This window comes from Nonomuraea sp. ZG12 (assembly GCF_052068115.1).
In the GTDB taxonomy this organism is placed as follows: Bacteria; Actinomycetota; Actinomycetes; order Streptosporangiales; family Streptosporangiaceae; genus Nonomuraea.
Window position 1 is genome coordinate 13,501 of the sequence record NZ_JBQHCW010000032.1, and the last position, 15,342, is coordinate 28,842.

Here is a 15,342-nt window from a genome sequence, read left to right on the forward strand (position 1 = left end):
GGAGGCCGTTATGGGTGTCGGGGTCAGCATCTTCTTCCTCACGCTCGGCGCCATCCTGAGATTCGCGATCGAGCCCGACGTGTTCGGCGAGAGCGTGCACATGGACATCATCGGCCTGATCTTCATGATCGTCGGTGGTGTCGGCATCGTGCTGAGCATCGTGCTGGCGCCCAGGCGCGGCCAGACCTCCGACAACCGGCTGATGCACCGCGAGAACAACCCGCCGGACGTCTGATGATCGGCTAGCAGCTGAACTGCACGGCCGCCCGGCTCGCCAGGATCGGGGTGATGAACGCGTCGATCAGCGCGCGATGTGCGGGATGGTCGCGATAGACGCGGTAGTCGTCCTCGTTGTCGAAGTCGGCGTTGACCACGAAGTCGTGGTTGCCGGGGTTGAGGCCGAGGTCCGGGCCGAACTTGTAGGAGCGGATCTCGGGAATCCGGCCGGGGAGCTCGGCCAGCTCGGCCGCGAGCGCGGCCTTCCGCTCCTCGGTCGCGTCCTTTGACCAGGTGAACAGCACCACGTGACGAATCATGCGGCGAATCCTATCGACAGCGCCGCGTCATCCTGGTTATTCTCATAGCGAGATTTACTCAGCTTGAGAAGGACATGGGTGCATGGAAGAGTTCCTGGCCTCGTACAACCCGCGGCTCTACGCGCCGGTGGCGGTGACCGTGGACGTGGTGGCGCTGACCGTTCGCGACCGGCGGCTGCACGTCCTCATCGTCGAGCGCGGCGTCGAGCCGTACGCGGGGAGCTGGGCGCTGCCCGGCGGCTTCATCAAGCCGGACGAGGACCTGGCGGAGGCGGCGGTGCGCGAGCTGGCCGAGGAGACCGGGCTCGACACCCGGCCCGCGCACATCGAGCAGCTCGCCAGCTACGGCGCCCCCGCGCGGGACCCGCGCATGCGCGTGGTGTCGATCTCCTACCTGGCCTTCGCCCCCGACCTGCCCGACCCATTGGCCGGCAGCGACGCGGCCGCCGCCGTCTGGCATCCGGTCGACGACCTGCCCCCGCTCGCCTTCGACCACGGGCGGATCCTGGCCGACGGGGTCGAACGGGCCCGGTCCAAGCTGGAGTACACCCCGCTGGCCACGGCCTTCGCGGGCGGCACGTTCACCATCTCCGAGCTGCGGCTGATCTACGAGAGCGTCTGGGGGACGCCGCTGCACGCGGGCAACTTCCACCGCAAGGTGCTGTCCGTCCCCGGGTTCGTGGAGGGCACCGGCGAGACGACCGAGTCCGGTGGCGCCAGGGGCGGTCCCCGGGCCAAGCTCTACCGCGCGGGCGACGCCCGGCTGCTCCATCCCGCGCTGCTCCGGCCCTCGCGCGAGGAGGAGATCCGATGACCGATCCGATGACCGATCCGATGACCACGGCCGAGGCGGAGGCGATCGTCACCGGGGCGCGATCGGCCGCCGAGCTGTTCGCGGGCGGCTCACCGGTGGGCGTGTACCGGCGGCTGGCGCGGTTGCTGCACCCCGACGTGTCCCCCGGCTCGGCGGCGGAGTTCGCCCGGCTGGCGACGCTGTGGGAGATCCACAACCGGGGGCAGCGCGTCGGCCGCTACCGCGTCGGCCCACCCCTCCACAAGGGCGGCACCGCCGTCCTCTACCCGGCCACGCCGGACGCCGACCCGGGCACCGGGCCGGACGCCAGGTCGGGTGCCAGGTCGGGTGCCAGGTCGGGTGCTGGGAAGGGTGCTGGGCCGGGCGGCGCGGGCGGGTCGGGGCCGGCAGGAGTGGAGGCGGTGCTCAAGGTGGTGCGGGTGGCGGCGGACGGTCATCTGCTGGTGCGGGAGGCCGCCGTGTTGCGGGAGCTCGCCGTCAACGCCGACCCGCGTTTCCTGCCCTACCTCCCCCGCTTGATCGACAAGTTCCGCTACAAAACCGGCGATACGGTACGGCAGGCGAACGTGATCAGCCGGGCCCCCGACGGGTTCGTCGGCCTGGACCGGATCGGCACCGGGCTCGATCCCAGGGATGTGGCGTGGATCTGGCGGCGCATGCTGGTGGCCGTCGGCCTGGCCCACCGCGCCGGGATCGCGCACGGCGCGGTGCTCCCCCGCCACGTTCTCGTCCACCCCATGGACCACGGCCTCATCCTCGTCGACTGGTGCCAGGCCCAGGACCTCACCCCGAACGGGAGCGTCGCCGGGGCTCGGGGGGATGTCCAGGCCGTCACGCGGTGCGTCGCCGGGTTGCTGGGCGAGCACCCCGGGGCGATGCGCGCCTTCGTGCGCGGCTGCCTGCTGCGCCCGCCGGCCGACGCCTGGGCGCTGCTCGCCGAGCTGGACGAGCTGCTCGAAACGCTTTACGGGCCGCGCACGTACCGGCCCCTTCACCTCTAGAGAAGGATCCCCCATGGGAAGCGGAATCTGGTCCACCGACGTCTACACCTCAGCCGCCAACTACCGGGCCGCCACCGGCGCCAGTGCCTTCGCCCACACCGACAGCGGCGCCACCACCACCCACCCCAACCTCTCGCCGTACAAGATCCACAGGGAGAGCCGCGACTCCGCCGAGCACCCGAACTCGCTGGCCATCTCGGTGCTCTTCGACGTGACGGGCTCCATGGGGCACGTGCCGCGCAGGCTGCAGACCAAGCTGCCGGACCTGCTCGGGCTGCTGCTGCGCAAGGGGTACGCCGAGGACCCGCAGATCATGTTCGGCGCGATCGGCGACGCCACCTGCGACCGGGCGCCGCTGCAGGTCGGGCAGTTCGAGTCCGACAACCGGATGGACGAGCAGCTCGGCCGGATCCTCCTCGAAGGCGGGGGCGGCGGCCAGAAGAGGGAGTCGTACGAGCTCGCCATGTACTTCATGGCCCGGCACACCTCGATCGACTGCTACGAGAAGCGCGGCCGGCGCGGCTACCTGTTCATCATCGGCGACGAGCTGCCCTACCCCAGGGTCAGCGGCAAGATGGTGCACACGCTGATCGGCGACCCCCGAGAGGGTGACATCAAGGTGGCCGACCTGGTCACCGAGCTGACCAGGAAGTACGACGTCTACTACATCCTGCCCGCCGGGACCAGCTACGCCGGCGACCGCGAGGTGCTGTCGGTCTGGCGCGGCCTGCTCGGGCAGAACGTGCTGGAGCTCGACGACCTCGACGCCGTCTGCGAGACGATCGCGCTCACGGTCGGGCTCGGCGAGGACGCCATCGACCTGGCCCAGGGGCTCGACGACCTGGCCGGGCTGGGATCCGGCGCCGGGGCGTCGGTGTCTAAGGCGCTGGCCAAGCTGGACCGGGGCACGCTGGTCGTGTCCGAGCCGCTCGACGGGCTCGACGGTTGAACGAGCACGTGATCGTCGCCGACCTCGGCTACGGCGACGCCGGCAAGGGCACCGTCGTCGACTGGCTGTGCTCCAACGAAGGCTCCTACGCGGGCTCCCGCGAGCCGGTCGCGGCGGTGGTCCGGTTCAACGGCGGGGCCCAGGCGGCGCACAACGTGGTGCTGCCCGACGGCAGGCAGCACACGTTCGCGCAGTTCGGGTCGGGCACGTTGCGCGGGGTGCCGACGTACCTGTCGAGGCACGTGGTGGTCGATCCGCTCGCCCTGTCCGCCGAGGCGGCCCACCTGGCCTCCATCGGCGTGCGGAGCCCGTACGAGCTGCTGGGCGTGGACCGTGAGGCGCTGCTCGCCACGCCGTACCACGTGGCGGCCGGGCGGCGGCGTGAGCTGGCGCGCGGGGCGGACCGGCACGGGTCGTGCGGGATGGGGGTGGGCGAGACGATGGCGTTCGCGCTGGCCCGGCCGGAGCTGGCGCCGCGTGTCGGCGACTGCGCGCGGCCCCGGCTGCTGGCGGGCAAGCTGCGGGCCGTGCGTGAGGCGCTGGGGGTGGACGGGCCGCCGGTGGAGGACTGCGTGGCGGCCTACGGCGCGTTCGCCTCGGCGGTGACCCTCACCGATGACGGTCATCTGGCACGGCTGCTCAGGCGGGGGCCGGTGATCTTCGAAGGGGCGCAGGGGGTGCTGCTCGACGAGCGGCACGGCTTCCACCCGTACACGACCTGGAGCACCACCACGTTCGGCAACGCGCTCGACCTGCTGGCGGGCGTCGGCGCGGCGCGGCTGGGCGTGCTGCGCACCTACACCACCCGGCACGGGCCGGGGCCGCTGGTGACCGAGGACCCCACGCTGGAGCTGCCCGAGGCGCACAACGGCACGGGACCATGGCAGGGGGCGTTCAGGCTGGGGCACTTCGACGCGGTCGCGCACCGGTACGCGGTGGAGGCCGCCGGCGGGTGCGACGGGCTGGCGCTCACCCACCTGGACGCGCCGGTGTCCCGGATGTGCGTGGCTTACGAAGGTGGCGCGCCCGCCGTCCTGGAGGCGCAGGTGGGAGAGGAGCAGGCGCTGGCGCGGCAGGGCGCTCTCGCCGCCCGGCTGTCGCGGGAGAGGCCGGTGTACGGCGAGCCGGTGACGGACTGGCCGGCCGCCGTGTCCGAGGCGCTGGGCGTGCCCGTGGTGCTGGGGTCGTGGGGTGCCACTTCCCGCGACAAGCGCTTGCTGACCGGGGTGGGAGGGCGCTGAGGGCGCCCTCCCGGCAGGTCAGATCCAGGCCAGGACCCAGAGCGGGTCCTCCCGGCAGGTCAGGTCCAGGCCAGGACCCGGAGCGGGTCCTCCAGCATGGCGCCCACGTCGCGGAGGAAGAGCGAGCCGAGCTCGCCGTCCACCACGCGGTGGTCGAAGGAGAGCGACAGGGTCGTCACCTTGCGTACGGCGAGTTGGCCGTCCACCACCCAGGGCTGGTCCCTGATCTGGCCGATGGCGAGGATGGCGGTCTCGCCGGGGTTCAGGATCGGGGTGCCCGCGTCCACTCCGAACACGCCCACGTTGGTGATCGTGATCGTGCCTCCCGCCATCTCGGGCGGCTGGGTGCGGCCCGCTCTGGCGGTCTCCGTGAGCTGAGCCAGTTGGGTGGCCAGGTCGGGGAGGGAGAGTTGGTGGGCGTTCTTGATGTTGGGCACCACCAGGCCGCGTGGGGTCGCGGCGGCGATGCCCAGGTTCACGTAGTGCTTGACGATGATTTCCTGGGCTGCCTCGTCCCAGGCGGAGTTGATCATCGGGTGGCGTTTCGCGGCGGTGAGGACTGCTTTGGCCACCAGGAGGAGGGGCGAGACCTTGACCTCGGCGAACTCGGGCAGCGTCCTCAGGCGCTGGACGGCCTCCATGGTCTTCGTGGCGTCCACCTGGAGGAACTCGGTCACGTGCGGGGCTGTGAAGGCGCTGCCCACCATGGCCTGGGCGGTCATCTTGCGCACGCCCTTGACGGGGATGCGCTCTTCCAGCTGCTGTACGGGCTGCGGCGCGCCGGGGGCTTCCTGCGCTGCGGCTTGGATGTCCTCGCGGGTGATGGAGCCTTGCGGGCCTGTCCCGGTGATGGCGGCGAGGTCTACGCCGAGGTCCTTGGCCAGTTTGCGTACTGGTGGTTTGGCCAGGACGGTTGTCCGGCTGACGTCCGTGGTCGTTGCGCCGGGCTCCGCCGTACCCCTGCTCACCGCCCCGGCGCGGGGGGTGGGTGGGGTGGGGGTGGGGGCGGTGGCGCCGGGGAGTTCTGTTCGGTCGGGGTTGGCTACCGGGGGGGCTGGGATGGTCGCGGGGGTTCGGGTTTTGCGGGGGCGGCGTTTGGTGGCGCCTGTTCTGACGCCGTAGCCCACCAGGACCGCCTGGCGTTGCTCCTTGGGGGCGGGGCTGCCGTGGGCACCGGGCTCGACGGCGCCTTCGGCGGGTGGGGGCGGCACCAGGTCCTCCGCCAGCGCGCGCCGCTCCTCGGTGACGCCCGTGTCCGGGGCCGGCTCGCCGGTTTCGACGGCGATGATGGGCAGGCCCACCTCGACGGTCTCGCCCTCGGCCGCCAGGAGGTCCGCCACCACGCCGTGCCACGGGATGGGCAGCTCGACGATGGACTTGGCGGTCTCGATCTCGACGACGATCTGGTTGACCTTGACCTCGTCGCCCGGCTGGACGTGCCAGCGGACGATCTCGGCCTCGGTCAGCCCTTCGCCCACGTCGGGGAGCTTGAATTCACGTCTCACGAACGGGTCCCCCTGTCAGAAGCCGAAGGCGCGGTCGACGGCGTCGAGCACCCTGTCGAGGTCGGGTAGGTAGTGCTCCTCCAGCTTGGACGGCGGGTAGGGGGTGGAGAATCCGCCGACGCGCAGCACGGGCGACTCCAGGTGGTAGAAGCACTGCTCGGTGATGCGCGCGGCCAGCTCGGCGCCGAAGCCGCTGTTGACGGGGGCCTCGTGCACGACCACGACCCGGCCGGTCCTGCGCGCGGAGTCCATGACGAGGGGTGCGTCCAGGGGGTTGAGGGAGCGCAGGTCGATGACCTCCAGGGAGCGGCCGTCCTCCTCGGCGGCCGTGGCGGCCTCCAGGCAGGTGTTGACCATGGGCCCATAGGCGAGCAGCGTCGCGTCGGCGCCCGGCCTGACCACCTTGCCCCGGTCCATGGGGGTCCACCAGCCGGTGTCGGAGGTGTCGACGTCGGCCTTCTCCCAGTAGCGGCGCTTGGGCTCGAAGAAGATGACCGGGTCGTCGCACTGGATGGCCTGCTGGATCATCGCGTAGGCGTCGGCCGGGTTGGAGCAGGCGATGACCCGCAGTCCGGCCGTGTGGGTGAAGTACGCCTCGGGTGACTCGCTGTGGTGCTCGACCGCGCCGATGCCACCGCCGCAGGGAATGCGTACGACGACCGGGAGTTTGATCGCGCCGAGTGAGCGCATCGGCATCTTGGCGAGCTGGGTGATGATCTGGTCGGCGGCGGGGAAGACGAACCCGTCGAACTGGATCTCGCACACCGGCCTGTAGCCGCGCAGCGCCAGCCCGATCGCGGTGCCGACGATGCCGGACTCGGCCAGCGGCGTGTCGATCACCCGGTCCTCGCCGAAGTCCTTCTGCAGGCCGTCGGTGACGCGGAAGACGCCGCCGAGCTTGCCGACGTCCTCGCCCATGATGAGGACCTTGGGGTCGTCCTCCATGGCCTTGCGCATGCCCTCGTTGAGCGCCTTGGAGAGGCTCAGCACGGTCATCTCTCGAACCCCTCCAGGTAGGCGGCGTACTGGGCGCGCTCCTCGTCCATCAGCGCGTGCGGCTCGGCGTAGACGTGGTCGAAGATGGCGAGCGGCTCAGGGTCGGGCATGGCCAGGCAGCGGGTGCGCAGGTCGGCGCCGAGGGCCTCGGCCTCGCTGTCCACGGAGTCGAAGAACGCCTGGTCGGCCAGCTCGTTCTTGAACATGAACGCCTTGACGCGCTCGATCGGGTCCTTGAGCTTCCACGCCTCCAGCTCGCTGGCCACGCGGTAGCGGGTGGGGTCGTCGGTGGTGGTGTGGGCGCCCATCCGGTACGTGAACGCCTCGATGAGGGTGGGGCCCTGGCCTTCGCGGGCGTTCTTCAGCGCCTGGCGGGTGACGGCGAGGCAGGCGAAGACGTCGTTGCCGTCGACCCTGATGCCGGGGAAGCCGAAGCCGGAGGCCCGGCGGTAGAGGGGGATGCGGGTCTGCTTCTCCAGCGGCTCGGAGATGGCCCACTGGTTGTTCTGGCAGAAGAACACGATCGGCGCGTTGAAGACGCTGGCCCAGATGAACGACTCGTTCACGTCACCCTGGGAGGTGGCGCCGTCGCCGAAGTAGGCGATGGTCGCCGCGGTGGCGTCGTCGCGCTGGATGCCCATGGCGTAGCCGACGGCGTGCAGCGTCTGGCTGCCGATGACGATCGTGTACAGGTGGAAGTTGTGCTCCTTGGGGTCCCAGCCGCCGTGGTTGACGCCCCGGAACAGGCCGAGGAGCTTCACCGGGTCGACGTCGCGGCACCAGGCCACGCCGTGCTCGCGGTAGGTGGGGAAGGCCATGTCGGTGTCGGTCAGGGCTCTGCCCGAGCCGATCTGGGCGGCTTCCTGGCCGAGGAGGGAGGCCCAGATGCCGAGCTCGCCCTGCCGCTGCAGGGCCACGGCCTCAAGGTCGATGCGCCGTACGAGGACCAGGTCCCGGTAGAGGGATCTGATCTCCTCCGGAGTCAGGTCGATGTCGTAGTCGGGATGCTCGACCCGCTCTCCCTCGGGGGTGAGCAACTGCACGAGCTCAGGGGGTGCTTCAGCACCACGAGAGGCGTCGACGGTCACGTGCCACTCCTGTGCGGTCAGGGCCGGTCTCGATGGGGTCGCCACTGGGCCGGCCTGCTGTGCGCCGGACCATGTGATGGTGGTTCGTGCGCGTTTGGGGCCATAGTGGCAGACGTCACAGCCCTTCGCGCAAGCCCCATCTCCTCCCCGTTCCCGTTGTGCCCGCTGCCACACGCGCCGGTAGGCTGTCCTTTGCCAACCCCGCCTTACCCAGGAGGAACGCAGTGGCGCGCGTCATCGTAGACGTCATGCTGAAGCCCGAGATTCTCGACCCGCAGGGCCAGGCGATCGCCCGTGCACTGCCCCGGCTGGGGTTCTCCGGCGTGTCAGCCGTACGACAGGGCAAGCGGTTCGAGGTGGAGCTCGACGGTCCGGCCGACGAGGCGGCACTTGCGGACGTCCGAAAGATGGCCGAGACCCTGCTCGCCAACACCGTGATCGAGGACTTCACGCTGCGTGTCGAGGGGTAGAACACCACATCTGATACCTGAAATGGCCCTGGCGGGCCAAAGCGGGGTTCTGGCGTGCCACAATGCCACGGCCCGGCCAACACTAAATAACAACAGCGTGATTTTGCGGTTAGCCCCGATTTCACGGGGAAACTTACTCCAGGTGACATTCCGGAGCCCGGAGGAGTCCGGTGGACATTGAGTTCTCGTTGGCACTGCCTCGGGATGCGATCGGCATCCCGATGGTCAGGCGAGTGCTCGGCGACGCGATGCGCTCGTTGCATGTGAGCGAGTCGTGCATCGCCGACATGCTGCTCGCGGTCTCCGAGGCCTGCTCCAACGCGGTGCGGCACGGCGGTCCCGCCAACCGCTACGAAGTGACGGCGTCGATCGGATACGGCCGCTGCGACGTGCGGGTGGCCGACAGCGGAGGTGGTCTGCCGTCGGTGCCGCTGCACTTTCCACCCGCTGACACCGAGAACGGCCGTGGTCTGCTGATCATGCGCTCGGTGGTCGACGAGATCTCCTTCGGCATCACCCCCGGCCGCGGCACGACCGTGCACATGCGCAAGCAGCTCGCCTGGGACGACGCGGCCGACGACCGCTCCCGCGAGCTCGCCGCCGTCTGAGCCCAGGGCCCTGACCTGGCATTTCCCTGCGGTAAGCGGGAATTGTCCGCTGATTCATATCAGAATTGTCCCCCTCCGCATGTCGGAAACGTCCATGATCAACTGTCATTTTCGTCCGTGCCCCGCTCGTCGATCACCGCCGAGGACTCTGCAGGTGGGAGGTTGATGAGGAGCATGGGGACGTACCCGATAACCTGAAGTGACCGCCGCCTGCCACGGGGATGGCGGCTGCGTAACTCCACTGCGCAACTCCTCCGGAGGGGACGACTGTCATGAGCGCTGCCCGTGTGGGCGTAGTCACGTTTCCCGGCACTCTCGACGACCAGGACGCCGCCAGGGCCGTAGGGCTCGTGGGGGCGCGGGCCGTGCCCCTGTGGCACGGCGATCACGACCTCAAGGGGGTCGACGCCGTGTTCCTGCCCGGCGGCTTCTCCTACGGCGACTATCTGCGGTGCGGAGCCATCTCCCGGTTCGCGCCGCTGATGGAGGAGCTCATCCCGGCCGCCCACGCGGGGCTGCCGGTGCTGGGCACGTGCAACGGGTTCCAGATCCTGTGCGAGGCGCACCTGCTGCCCGGCGCGCTGACCCGTAACGCCTCCCTGCACTACGTCTGCCGCGACCAGCGGGTCCGGATCGAGTCCACGGAGACCGCCTGGACCGGCGCGTTCGAGGCGGGCCAGGAGATCGTGCTGCCGGTCAAGCACGGCGAGGGCCGCTACGTCGCCTCCGCCGAGACGCTGGCCGAGCTGGAGTCCGCCGGGCGGGTGGTCGTGCGCTACCTCGACGGCAACCCCAACGGGTCGATGAACGACATCGCGGGCATCCGCAACGAGGCGGGCAACGTCGTCGGCCTCATGCCGCACCCGGAGCACGCCGTCGAGGACCTGGTCGGCGCGCCGAGCACCGACGGCCTCGGCTTCTTCACCTCCATCCTCAAGAATCTGGTGAACGCATGAGCACCGACTCCGTCAGCAGGGCAGAGGGCACGCCCGACGAGCCGATGCCCTACGCCGAGCTGGGCATGAAGCGGGAGGAGTACGACCGGGTCCGCGAGATCCTGGGCCGTCGCCCCACCGGCTCCGAGCTGGCCATCTACAGCGTCATGTGGTCCGAGCACTGCTCCTACAAGTCGTCCAAGGTGCATCTCAAGCAGTTCGCCACCAAGGCGCCCAAGTCCGAGGCGCTGCTGGTCGGCATGGGCGAGAACGCCGGCGTGGTGGACATCGGCGACGGCTGGGCGGCCACGTTCAAGATCGAGTCGCACAACCACCCGTCCTACGTCGAGCCGCACCAAGGCGCCGCGACCGGCGTCGGCGGGATCGTGCGCGACATCATGTCGATGGGCGCCCGCCCGATCGCGGTCATGGACGCGCTCCGCTTCGGCGGCGCCGACCAGGACGACACGCGCCGCGTGCTGCCGGGCGTGGTGGAGGGCATCAGCCACTACGGCAACTGCCTGGGCCTGCCCAACATCGGCGGCGAGGTCGTCTTCGACCCGTGTTACATCGGCAACCCGCTGGTCAACGCGCTCTGCGTGGGCCTGCTGCGCAAGGACCAGATCAAGCTCGCCGTCGCTCCCGGCCCCGGCAACAAGGTGGTGCTGTTCGGCGCCTCCACCGGCCCTGACGGCATCGGCGGCGCCAGCGTCCTGGCCAGCGCGACCTTCGAGGACGAGTCGCACGCCAAGCGGCCCGCCGTGCAGGTCGGCGACCCGTTCATGGAGAAGCTGCTCATCGAGTGCTGCCTGGAGCTCTACGCCGCCGACGTGGTCGTGGGCATCCAGGACCTGGGCGCGGCCGGTGTGTCCTGCGCCACGACCGAGCTGGCCGCCAAGGGCACCGGCGGCATGCACGTCGACCTCAACCTGGTCCCGCTCCGCGATCCCTCCCTGCTGCCGGAGGAGATCCTGATGAGCGAGTCGCAGGAGCGGATGATGGCCGTCGTACGGCCCTCCGACATCGACGCGTTCATGGCGATCTGCGAGCGGTGGGACGTCCCCGCCACCGTGATCGGCGAGGTGACCGACACCGGCAGACTGGTGATGACCTGGGACGGCGAGACCATCGTCGACATCCCGCCGGGCACCGCCGCCGACGAGGGCCCGGTCTACGAGCGGCCCCTGCACGAGCCCGCCGGCCAGGTCGCCCTCAACTCCGACACCCCCGACGGCCTGGCGCGGCCCGCCGACCTGCGAGCCACGCTGCTGCAGCTCCTCGGCTCGCCCAACCTGGCGTCGAAGGAGTGGGTGACCGGCCAGTACGACCGCTACGTGCGCTCCAACACCGTGCTCGCCCAGCCGGCCGACGCCGGGATGCTGCGCATCTCCGAGGCGATCGCCGGCGCCGAGCCGACCACCAGAGGCATCGCGCTGTCCACCGACGGCAACGGCCGCTACGCCAAGCTCGACCCCTACGCCGGCGCCCAGCTCGCGCTGGCCGAGGCCTACCGCAACGTCGCGGTGACCGGGGCCAAGCCGCTGGCCGTCACCAACTGCCTCAACTTCGGCTCCCCCGAGGACCCGGAGGTGATGTGGCAGTTCGCCGAGGCCGTGCGCGGCCTGGCCGACGCCTGCCGGACCCTCGGCGTGCCGGTCACCGGCGGCAACGTCTCCTTCTACAACCAGACGGGCTCGACCCCGATCCACCCGACGCCCGTCGTCGGCGTGCTCGGTGTGATCGACGACGTGGCCAAGCGGGTGCCGACCGGGTTCACCGCCGATGGGCTGCGGGTCGCGCTGCTCGGCGAGACGAACGAGGAGTTCGGCGGCTCGGAGTGGGCGCACGTCGCCCACGGCCACCTCGGCGGCCTGCCGCCGCAGGCGGACCTGGTGGCCGAGCAGGCGCTCGGCGCGGTGCTGGTCGAGGCGGCCAGGCGCGGCCTGCTGGAGGGCTCGCACGACCTGTCCGACGGCGGGCTGGCCATCGCGCTGGCGGAGTCCTGCATGGCGCGCGGCGTCGGCGCCACCGTGGCGCTGAGCGGCGAGCCGTTCACCGGCCTGTTCAGCGAGTCGGCGTCCCGGGCGCTGGTCGTGGTCCGGCCGGAGTCCTTCGACGAGCTCGCCGTGCTCTGCGCCGAGCACGACGTCCCGTGCTATGGCCTCGGCGTCACGGGCGGCACGTCGCTGGTGGTGGAGGACGTGCTGGAGATCCCGGTCGAGGAGCTCCGCGCGACCCACACGGCCACGCTGCCGGCGCTGTTCGGCTGATCGTCAACCCTCAGGGGCCGGTACGGACTCCGTACCGGCCCTTGGTCGTTCAGCCCTTCTTCCGGCAGACGACGTAGACCATGCCGACCGTTCATCCCCGTAAAAAGCCACAGCAACGGGCGCGGCAGCACGTGAATAATCAAGGACGTTCGCAGCCATAGCGCGTCGAAGGCGGAAATGACCTTGTCCACTCCCAGCCCGTACCTGCCGCCCGCCACGCAGCCCGTGCGCGGGGTCGTCTGGGCCATCCACCTGGGATTGCCCCTGCTCGGACTCTGGCTGCTGCTGGCCCAGCCGCAGCTGAACATCATGTGGGAGCACAACTCCAGTCACTTCTGGCTGATCCTCCTGGTGGCCGGGCTGAACGTGGCGCTCGGCATGCTGATCAGCGAGGCGTCACGCAGGAGGCAGGACGCCAGGCTGTTCCTGGTGTCGATGGTCTTCCTGAGCAGCGCCGGGTTCTTCTTCCTGCACGGGCTGGCCACTCCGAAGATCATCCTGCCCACCGGGTCGCTCGGGTTCGACATCGGGCAGCAGGTGGGGCTCTCGATCGCGTCGCTGTTCGCGTTCGCCTCCGCCTTCCCGCTGGGCGAGAAGGCCGCGCAGGTGGTGCTGCGCTCGCAGCACCTGGTGCGCGGTGTGCTGGTCGGGTTCATGATCCTCTGGGGGCTGGCGTCGCTGATCCCCGGCCTGACGCCGCTCAGCCGGCCGCCGCTGCTCACTCCGGTCGACTGGCTGGCGATCGGGTCGCTGCCCGGCCTGGCGCTGTACCTCGCGGCCAGCGTGATGATGTTCCTGCTGCACAGGCGGCGGCCGTCGGCCATGCTGATCAGCCTCATCACCGCCTACGCGCTGCTGGCCGAGTCCATGGTCGCCGGGATGTCGCAGCTCAACTGGCATCTGTCGTGGTGGGAGTGGCACATCCTGCTGACGTTCGCGTTCGTCTTCGTCGCCTACAGCGCCTATCTGCAGTTCAGGCGGGAGGGGTCGAGCGCGGGGCTGTTCGACTCGGTGGCGCTGTCGGCGACCGTGCGGCGCATCCAGCGCGACTACGACGCGGCCCTGGAGGAGCTGGTCGAGCACGTGCGGCGGGGAGAGCCGCTGGCCGCGACCCGGATGTCGGGCAAGTTCCGGCTGAACGAGGGGCAGGCCGCGGTGCTCGACCGGGCCGGCCGGGCGCTGGCCGAGGAGCGGGAGCTGTCCGAGCGGCTGGCCGCGCTGGTCGAGGTGAGCGCCCAGACCCGGATCGGCCTGCCGGAGACCGAGCTGCTGGCGACCGCGCTGGAGAGCGTCCGGCAGGCGTACGGCGACGTGCGGATCGGTCTGGTGTCCGAGGGCAAGGCCCAGATCGGCTCACGTGAGTACGAGTTCACCGGGACCACGCCCATCAGGCGCGACAGCCTGGTCGCTTACCCGCTGACCGTCAAGAACCATCTGGCCGGGGTCCTGGAGGTGCCGCTCGGGCGCACCGGCCAGGACGAGGCGCTCGCCGCCACCCTGGCCGGCCAGCTGTCCATCTCGCTGGAGAACGCCCGCCTCTATCAGGAGCTCGACACGCTCTTCCGCCAGTACATGTCGCCCGACGTGGCCCAGGCCCTGCTGGCCGACCCCACGCAGGCGGCGCTGGGCGGCGAGCTCAAGGAGCTGACCGCGCTCTTCGCCGACCTCAAGGGGTTCACGACGTTCTCCGAGCGGGTCACGCCCGGCGAGATCGTGGAGATGCTCAACCGCTACCACACGGCCGCGGTGCCCTGCATCCTCGACAACGGCGGCACGATCGTGCAGTTCGTCGGTGACGCGCTGCTGGCCCTGTTCAACGCCCCCGCCACCCAGGGCGACCACGCCGCGGCGGCCTGCCGGGCGGCGCTGGCGATGCAGCAGGCGGCCGCCGAGGTGGCGGAGGAGGCCGCCTGGACGAAGGGCGACGTCGAGTGGCCGACGTTCCGGGTCGGGGTCAACACCGGTCCGGCGCTGGTGGGCAACATCGGCAGCCCCCGGTTGCGCGGGTTCAACGCGATGGGCGACTGCGTGAACGTGGCCGCCCGGTTGCAGACGCTGGCCGAGCCCGGCACCGTGGTGATCGGCGCGACCACGCGCAAGCAGCTCGGCGTCGGCGCGACGGTGCGGCCGCTGGGCAAGCTGAGCCTCAAGGGCAAGGAGGAGCCCGTGGAGGCGTACGTTCTGACGGCGCTGACATAGAAAGGTCACGCGCTGTACGGACATAATCAGGCACATGAAGCCAGAGCCCGGCGAGTTCCTAGCCATGTTGACTCCCGAAGACATCGAGGTCCTGCGTGCGGCCGGCCGGCCCCGGCGGTGGGATCGTGGGACGACCGTGATGTCCGAGGGCGACACCTCCGACTGGGTGCTCGTGCTGACCGAGGGCCGGGTGAAGGTCTCCTCCCACACCAGCAGCGGCACCGAGGTGGTGCTGGCCGTGCGCGGCCCCGGCGCGCTGCTCGGCGAGATGTCGGCCATCGACGGCTCGCCGCGCTCGGCCACGGTGACCACGCTGGAGCCCATCGCGGGCATCGCCATCCGTGATTTCACCGGCTTTCTGCAGGAGCACGGGCGGATCGCCGTCCTGCTCATGCAGCTTGTCACCGGGCGGCTGCGGGACGCCGACCGGAAGCGGATCGAGTACGGCGCGTTCGACACCACGGGACGGGTGGCGACCCGCCTGCTGGAGCTGGCCGAGCGCTACGGCGAGAAGACGAACGACGGGGTCCGCGTGGCGCTGCCGCTGTCGCAGGACGAGCTGGCCGGGTGGACCGGCGCGTCCCGGGAGGCCGTCAGCAAGGCGCTGCGGACGCTGCGCGACCGCGGGCTGATCGAGACGGGCAGGCGGCGCGTGGTGGTCCACGACATGGAGGGACTGCGCAAACGGGCACGCTGACCCAACCGTACGTACGCCGTACGTCATAGTTAG

15 protein-coding genes are annotated in these 15,342 nt (G+C 70.5%); 11 read left to right on the forward strand and 4 right to left on the reverse strand.

All coding sequences use genetic code 11. The annotated features are described in order from the left end of the window. Positions 1 to 10 precede the first annotated feature (10 nt). Entirely contained in the window at positions 11 to 235 is a 225-nt protein-coding gene (locus ACTMTF_RS43705) for a DUF6458 family protein (RefSeq protein WP_397017098.1), read from the forward strand. A 7-nt stretch (positions 236 to 242) separates the two neighbouring features. On the opposite strand, the gene ACTMTF_RS43710 is transcribed toward ACTMTF_RS43705, so the two are convergent. After that, positions 243 to 536: a Dabb family protein gene (locus tag ACTMTF_RS43710; protein WP_441115989.1), complete on the reverse strand. Its 294-nt coding sequence runs from the start codon at positions 534 to 536 to the stop codon at positions 243 to 245. A gap of 82 nt (positions 537 to 618) precedes the next feature. On the opposite strand from ACTMTF_RS43710, the gene ACTMTF_RS43715 reads away from it, so the two are divergent. Genes ACTMTF_RS43715 through ACTMTF_RS43730 form a run of 4 tightly spaced genes read left to right on the forward strand, consistent with a single transcriptional unit; the run spans position 619 to position 4,541 of the window. Beyond that, complete coding sequence (locus tag ACTMTF_RS43715; RefSeq protein WP_441115990.1) at positions 619 to 1,350, forward strand: NUDIX hydrolase; 732 nt, start codon at positions 619 to 621, stop codon at positions 1,348 to 1,350. Further along, a complete protein-coding gene (locus tag ACTMTF_RS43720) occupies positions 1,347 to 2,351 on the forward strand; it encodes a molecular chaperone DnaJ (RefSeq protein WP_441115991.1) in 1,005 nt (334 codons plus the stop codon). The genes ACTMTF_RS43715 and ACTMTF_RS43720 overlap by 4 nt, the downstream gene beginning before the upstream one ends. A 13-nt stretch (positions 2,352 to 2,364) precedes the next feature. Further along, entirely contained in the window at positions 2,365 to 3,300 is a 936-nt protein-coding gene (locus ACTMTF_RS43725) for a hypothetical protein (RefSeq protein ID WP_441115992.1), read from the forward strand. After that, positions 3,297 to 4,541, forward strand: coding sequence for an adenylosuccinate synthetase (locus ACTMTF_RS43730; protein WP_441115993.1), 1,245 nt, complete (start codon positions 3,297 to 3,299; stop codon positions 4,539 to 4,541). Before ACTMTF_RS43725 ends, ACTMTF_RS43730 begins: the two co-directional genes overlap by 4 nt. A gap of 59 nt (positions 4,542 to 4,600) precedes the next feature. Here ACTMTF_RS43730 and ACTMTF_RS43735 read toward each other — a convergent pair whose 3' ends face one another. The 3 genes from ACTMTF_RS43735 to pdhA are packed head-to-tail and all read right to left on the reverse strand — an operon-like array spanning position 4,601 to position 8,130. Next, positions 4,601 to 6,046: a dihydrolipoamide acetyltransferase family protein gene (locus tag ACTMTF_RS43735; protein WP_441115994.1), complete on the reverse strand. Its 1,446-nt coding sequence runs from the start codon at positions 6,044 to 6,046 to the stop codon at positions 4,601 to 4,603. Between the two features lie 15 nt (positions 6,047 to 6,061). Beyond that, on the reverse strand, positions 6,062 to 7,042 hold the full coding sequence (locus ACTMTF_RS43740; RefSeq protein ID WP_441115995.1) for an alpha-ketoacid dehydrogenase subunit beta: 981 nt from the start codon (positions 7,040 to 7,042) through the stop codon (positions 6,062 to 6,064). Continuing rightward, positions 7,039 to 8,130: a pyruvate dehydrogenase (acetyl-transferring) E1 component subunit alpha gene (gene pdhA / locus ACTMTF_RS43745; RefSeq protein WP_441115996.1), complete on the reverse strand. Its 1,092-nt coding sequence runs from the start codon at positions 8,128 to 8,130 to the stop codon at positions 7,039 to 7,041. The genes ACTMTF_RS43740 and pdhA overlap by 4 nt, the downstream gene beginning before the upstream one ends. Before the next feature lie 224 nt (positions 8,131 to 8,354). On the opposite strand from pdhA, the gene purS reads away from it, so the two are divergent. The 6 genes from purS to ACTMTF_RS43775 all read left to right on the forward strand — a co-directional run bounded on the left by purS (position 8,355) and on the right by ACTMTF_RS43775 (position 15,309). Continuing rightward, positions 8,355 to 8,600 (forward strand): phosphoribosylformylglycinamidine synthase subunit PurS, encoded by a 246-nt coding sequence (gene purS, locus ACTMTF_RS43750; protein WP_189142685.1) that lies wholly within the window; start codon positions 8,355 to 8,357, stop codon positions 8,598 to 8,600. Between the two features lie 170 nt (positions 8,601 to 8,770). Then, the gene (locus ACTMTF_RS43755) at positions 8,771 to 9,208 is read left to right on the forward strand and encodes an ATP-binding protein (protein WP_397017081.1); all 438 of its coding nucleotides are present in this window, start codon (positions 8,771 to 8,773) and stop codon (positions 9,206 to 9,208) included. A gap of 272 nt (positions 9,209 to 9,480) precedes the next feature. Further along, positions 9,481 to 10,164, forward strand: coding sequence for a phosphoribosylformylglycinamidine synthase subunit PurQ (purQ, locus tag ACTMTF_RS43760; RefSeq protein ID WP_441115997.1), 684 nt, complete (start codon positions 9,481 to 9,483; stop codon positions 10,162 to 10,164). Continuing rightward, positions 10,161 to 12,413, forward strand: coding sequence for a phosphoribosylformylglycinamidine synthase subunit PurL (purL, locus tag ACTMTF_RS43765; protein WP_441115998.1), 2,253 nt, complete (start codon positions 10,161 to 10,163; stop codon positions 12,411 to 12,413). The genes purQ and purL overlap by 4 nt, the downstream gene beginning before the upstream one ends. Positions 12,414 to 12,596: 183 nt before the next feature. Next, complete coding sequence (locus tag ACTMTF_RS43770; protein WP_441115999.1) at positions 12,597 to 14,612, forward strand: adenylate/guanylate cyclase domain-containing protein; 2,016 nt, start codon at positions 12,597 to 12,599, stop codon at positions 14,610 to 14,612. Positions 14,613 to 14,646: 34 nt separating this feature from the next. Next, on the forward strand, positions 14,647 to 15,309 hold the full coding sequence (locus ACTMTF_RS43775; protein ID WP_397017073.1) for a Crp/Fnr family transcriptional regulator: 663 nt from the start codon (positions 14,647 to 14,649) through the stop codon (positions 15,307 to 15,309). Positions 15,310 to 15,342 lie beyond the last annotated feature (33 nt).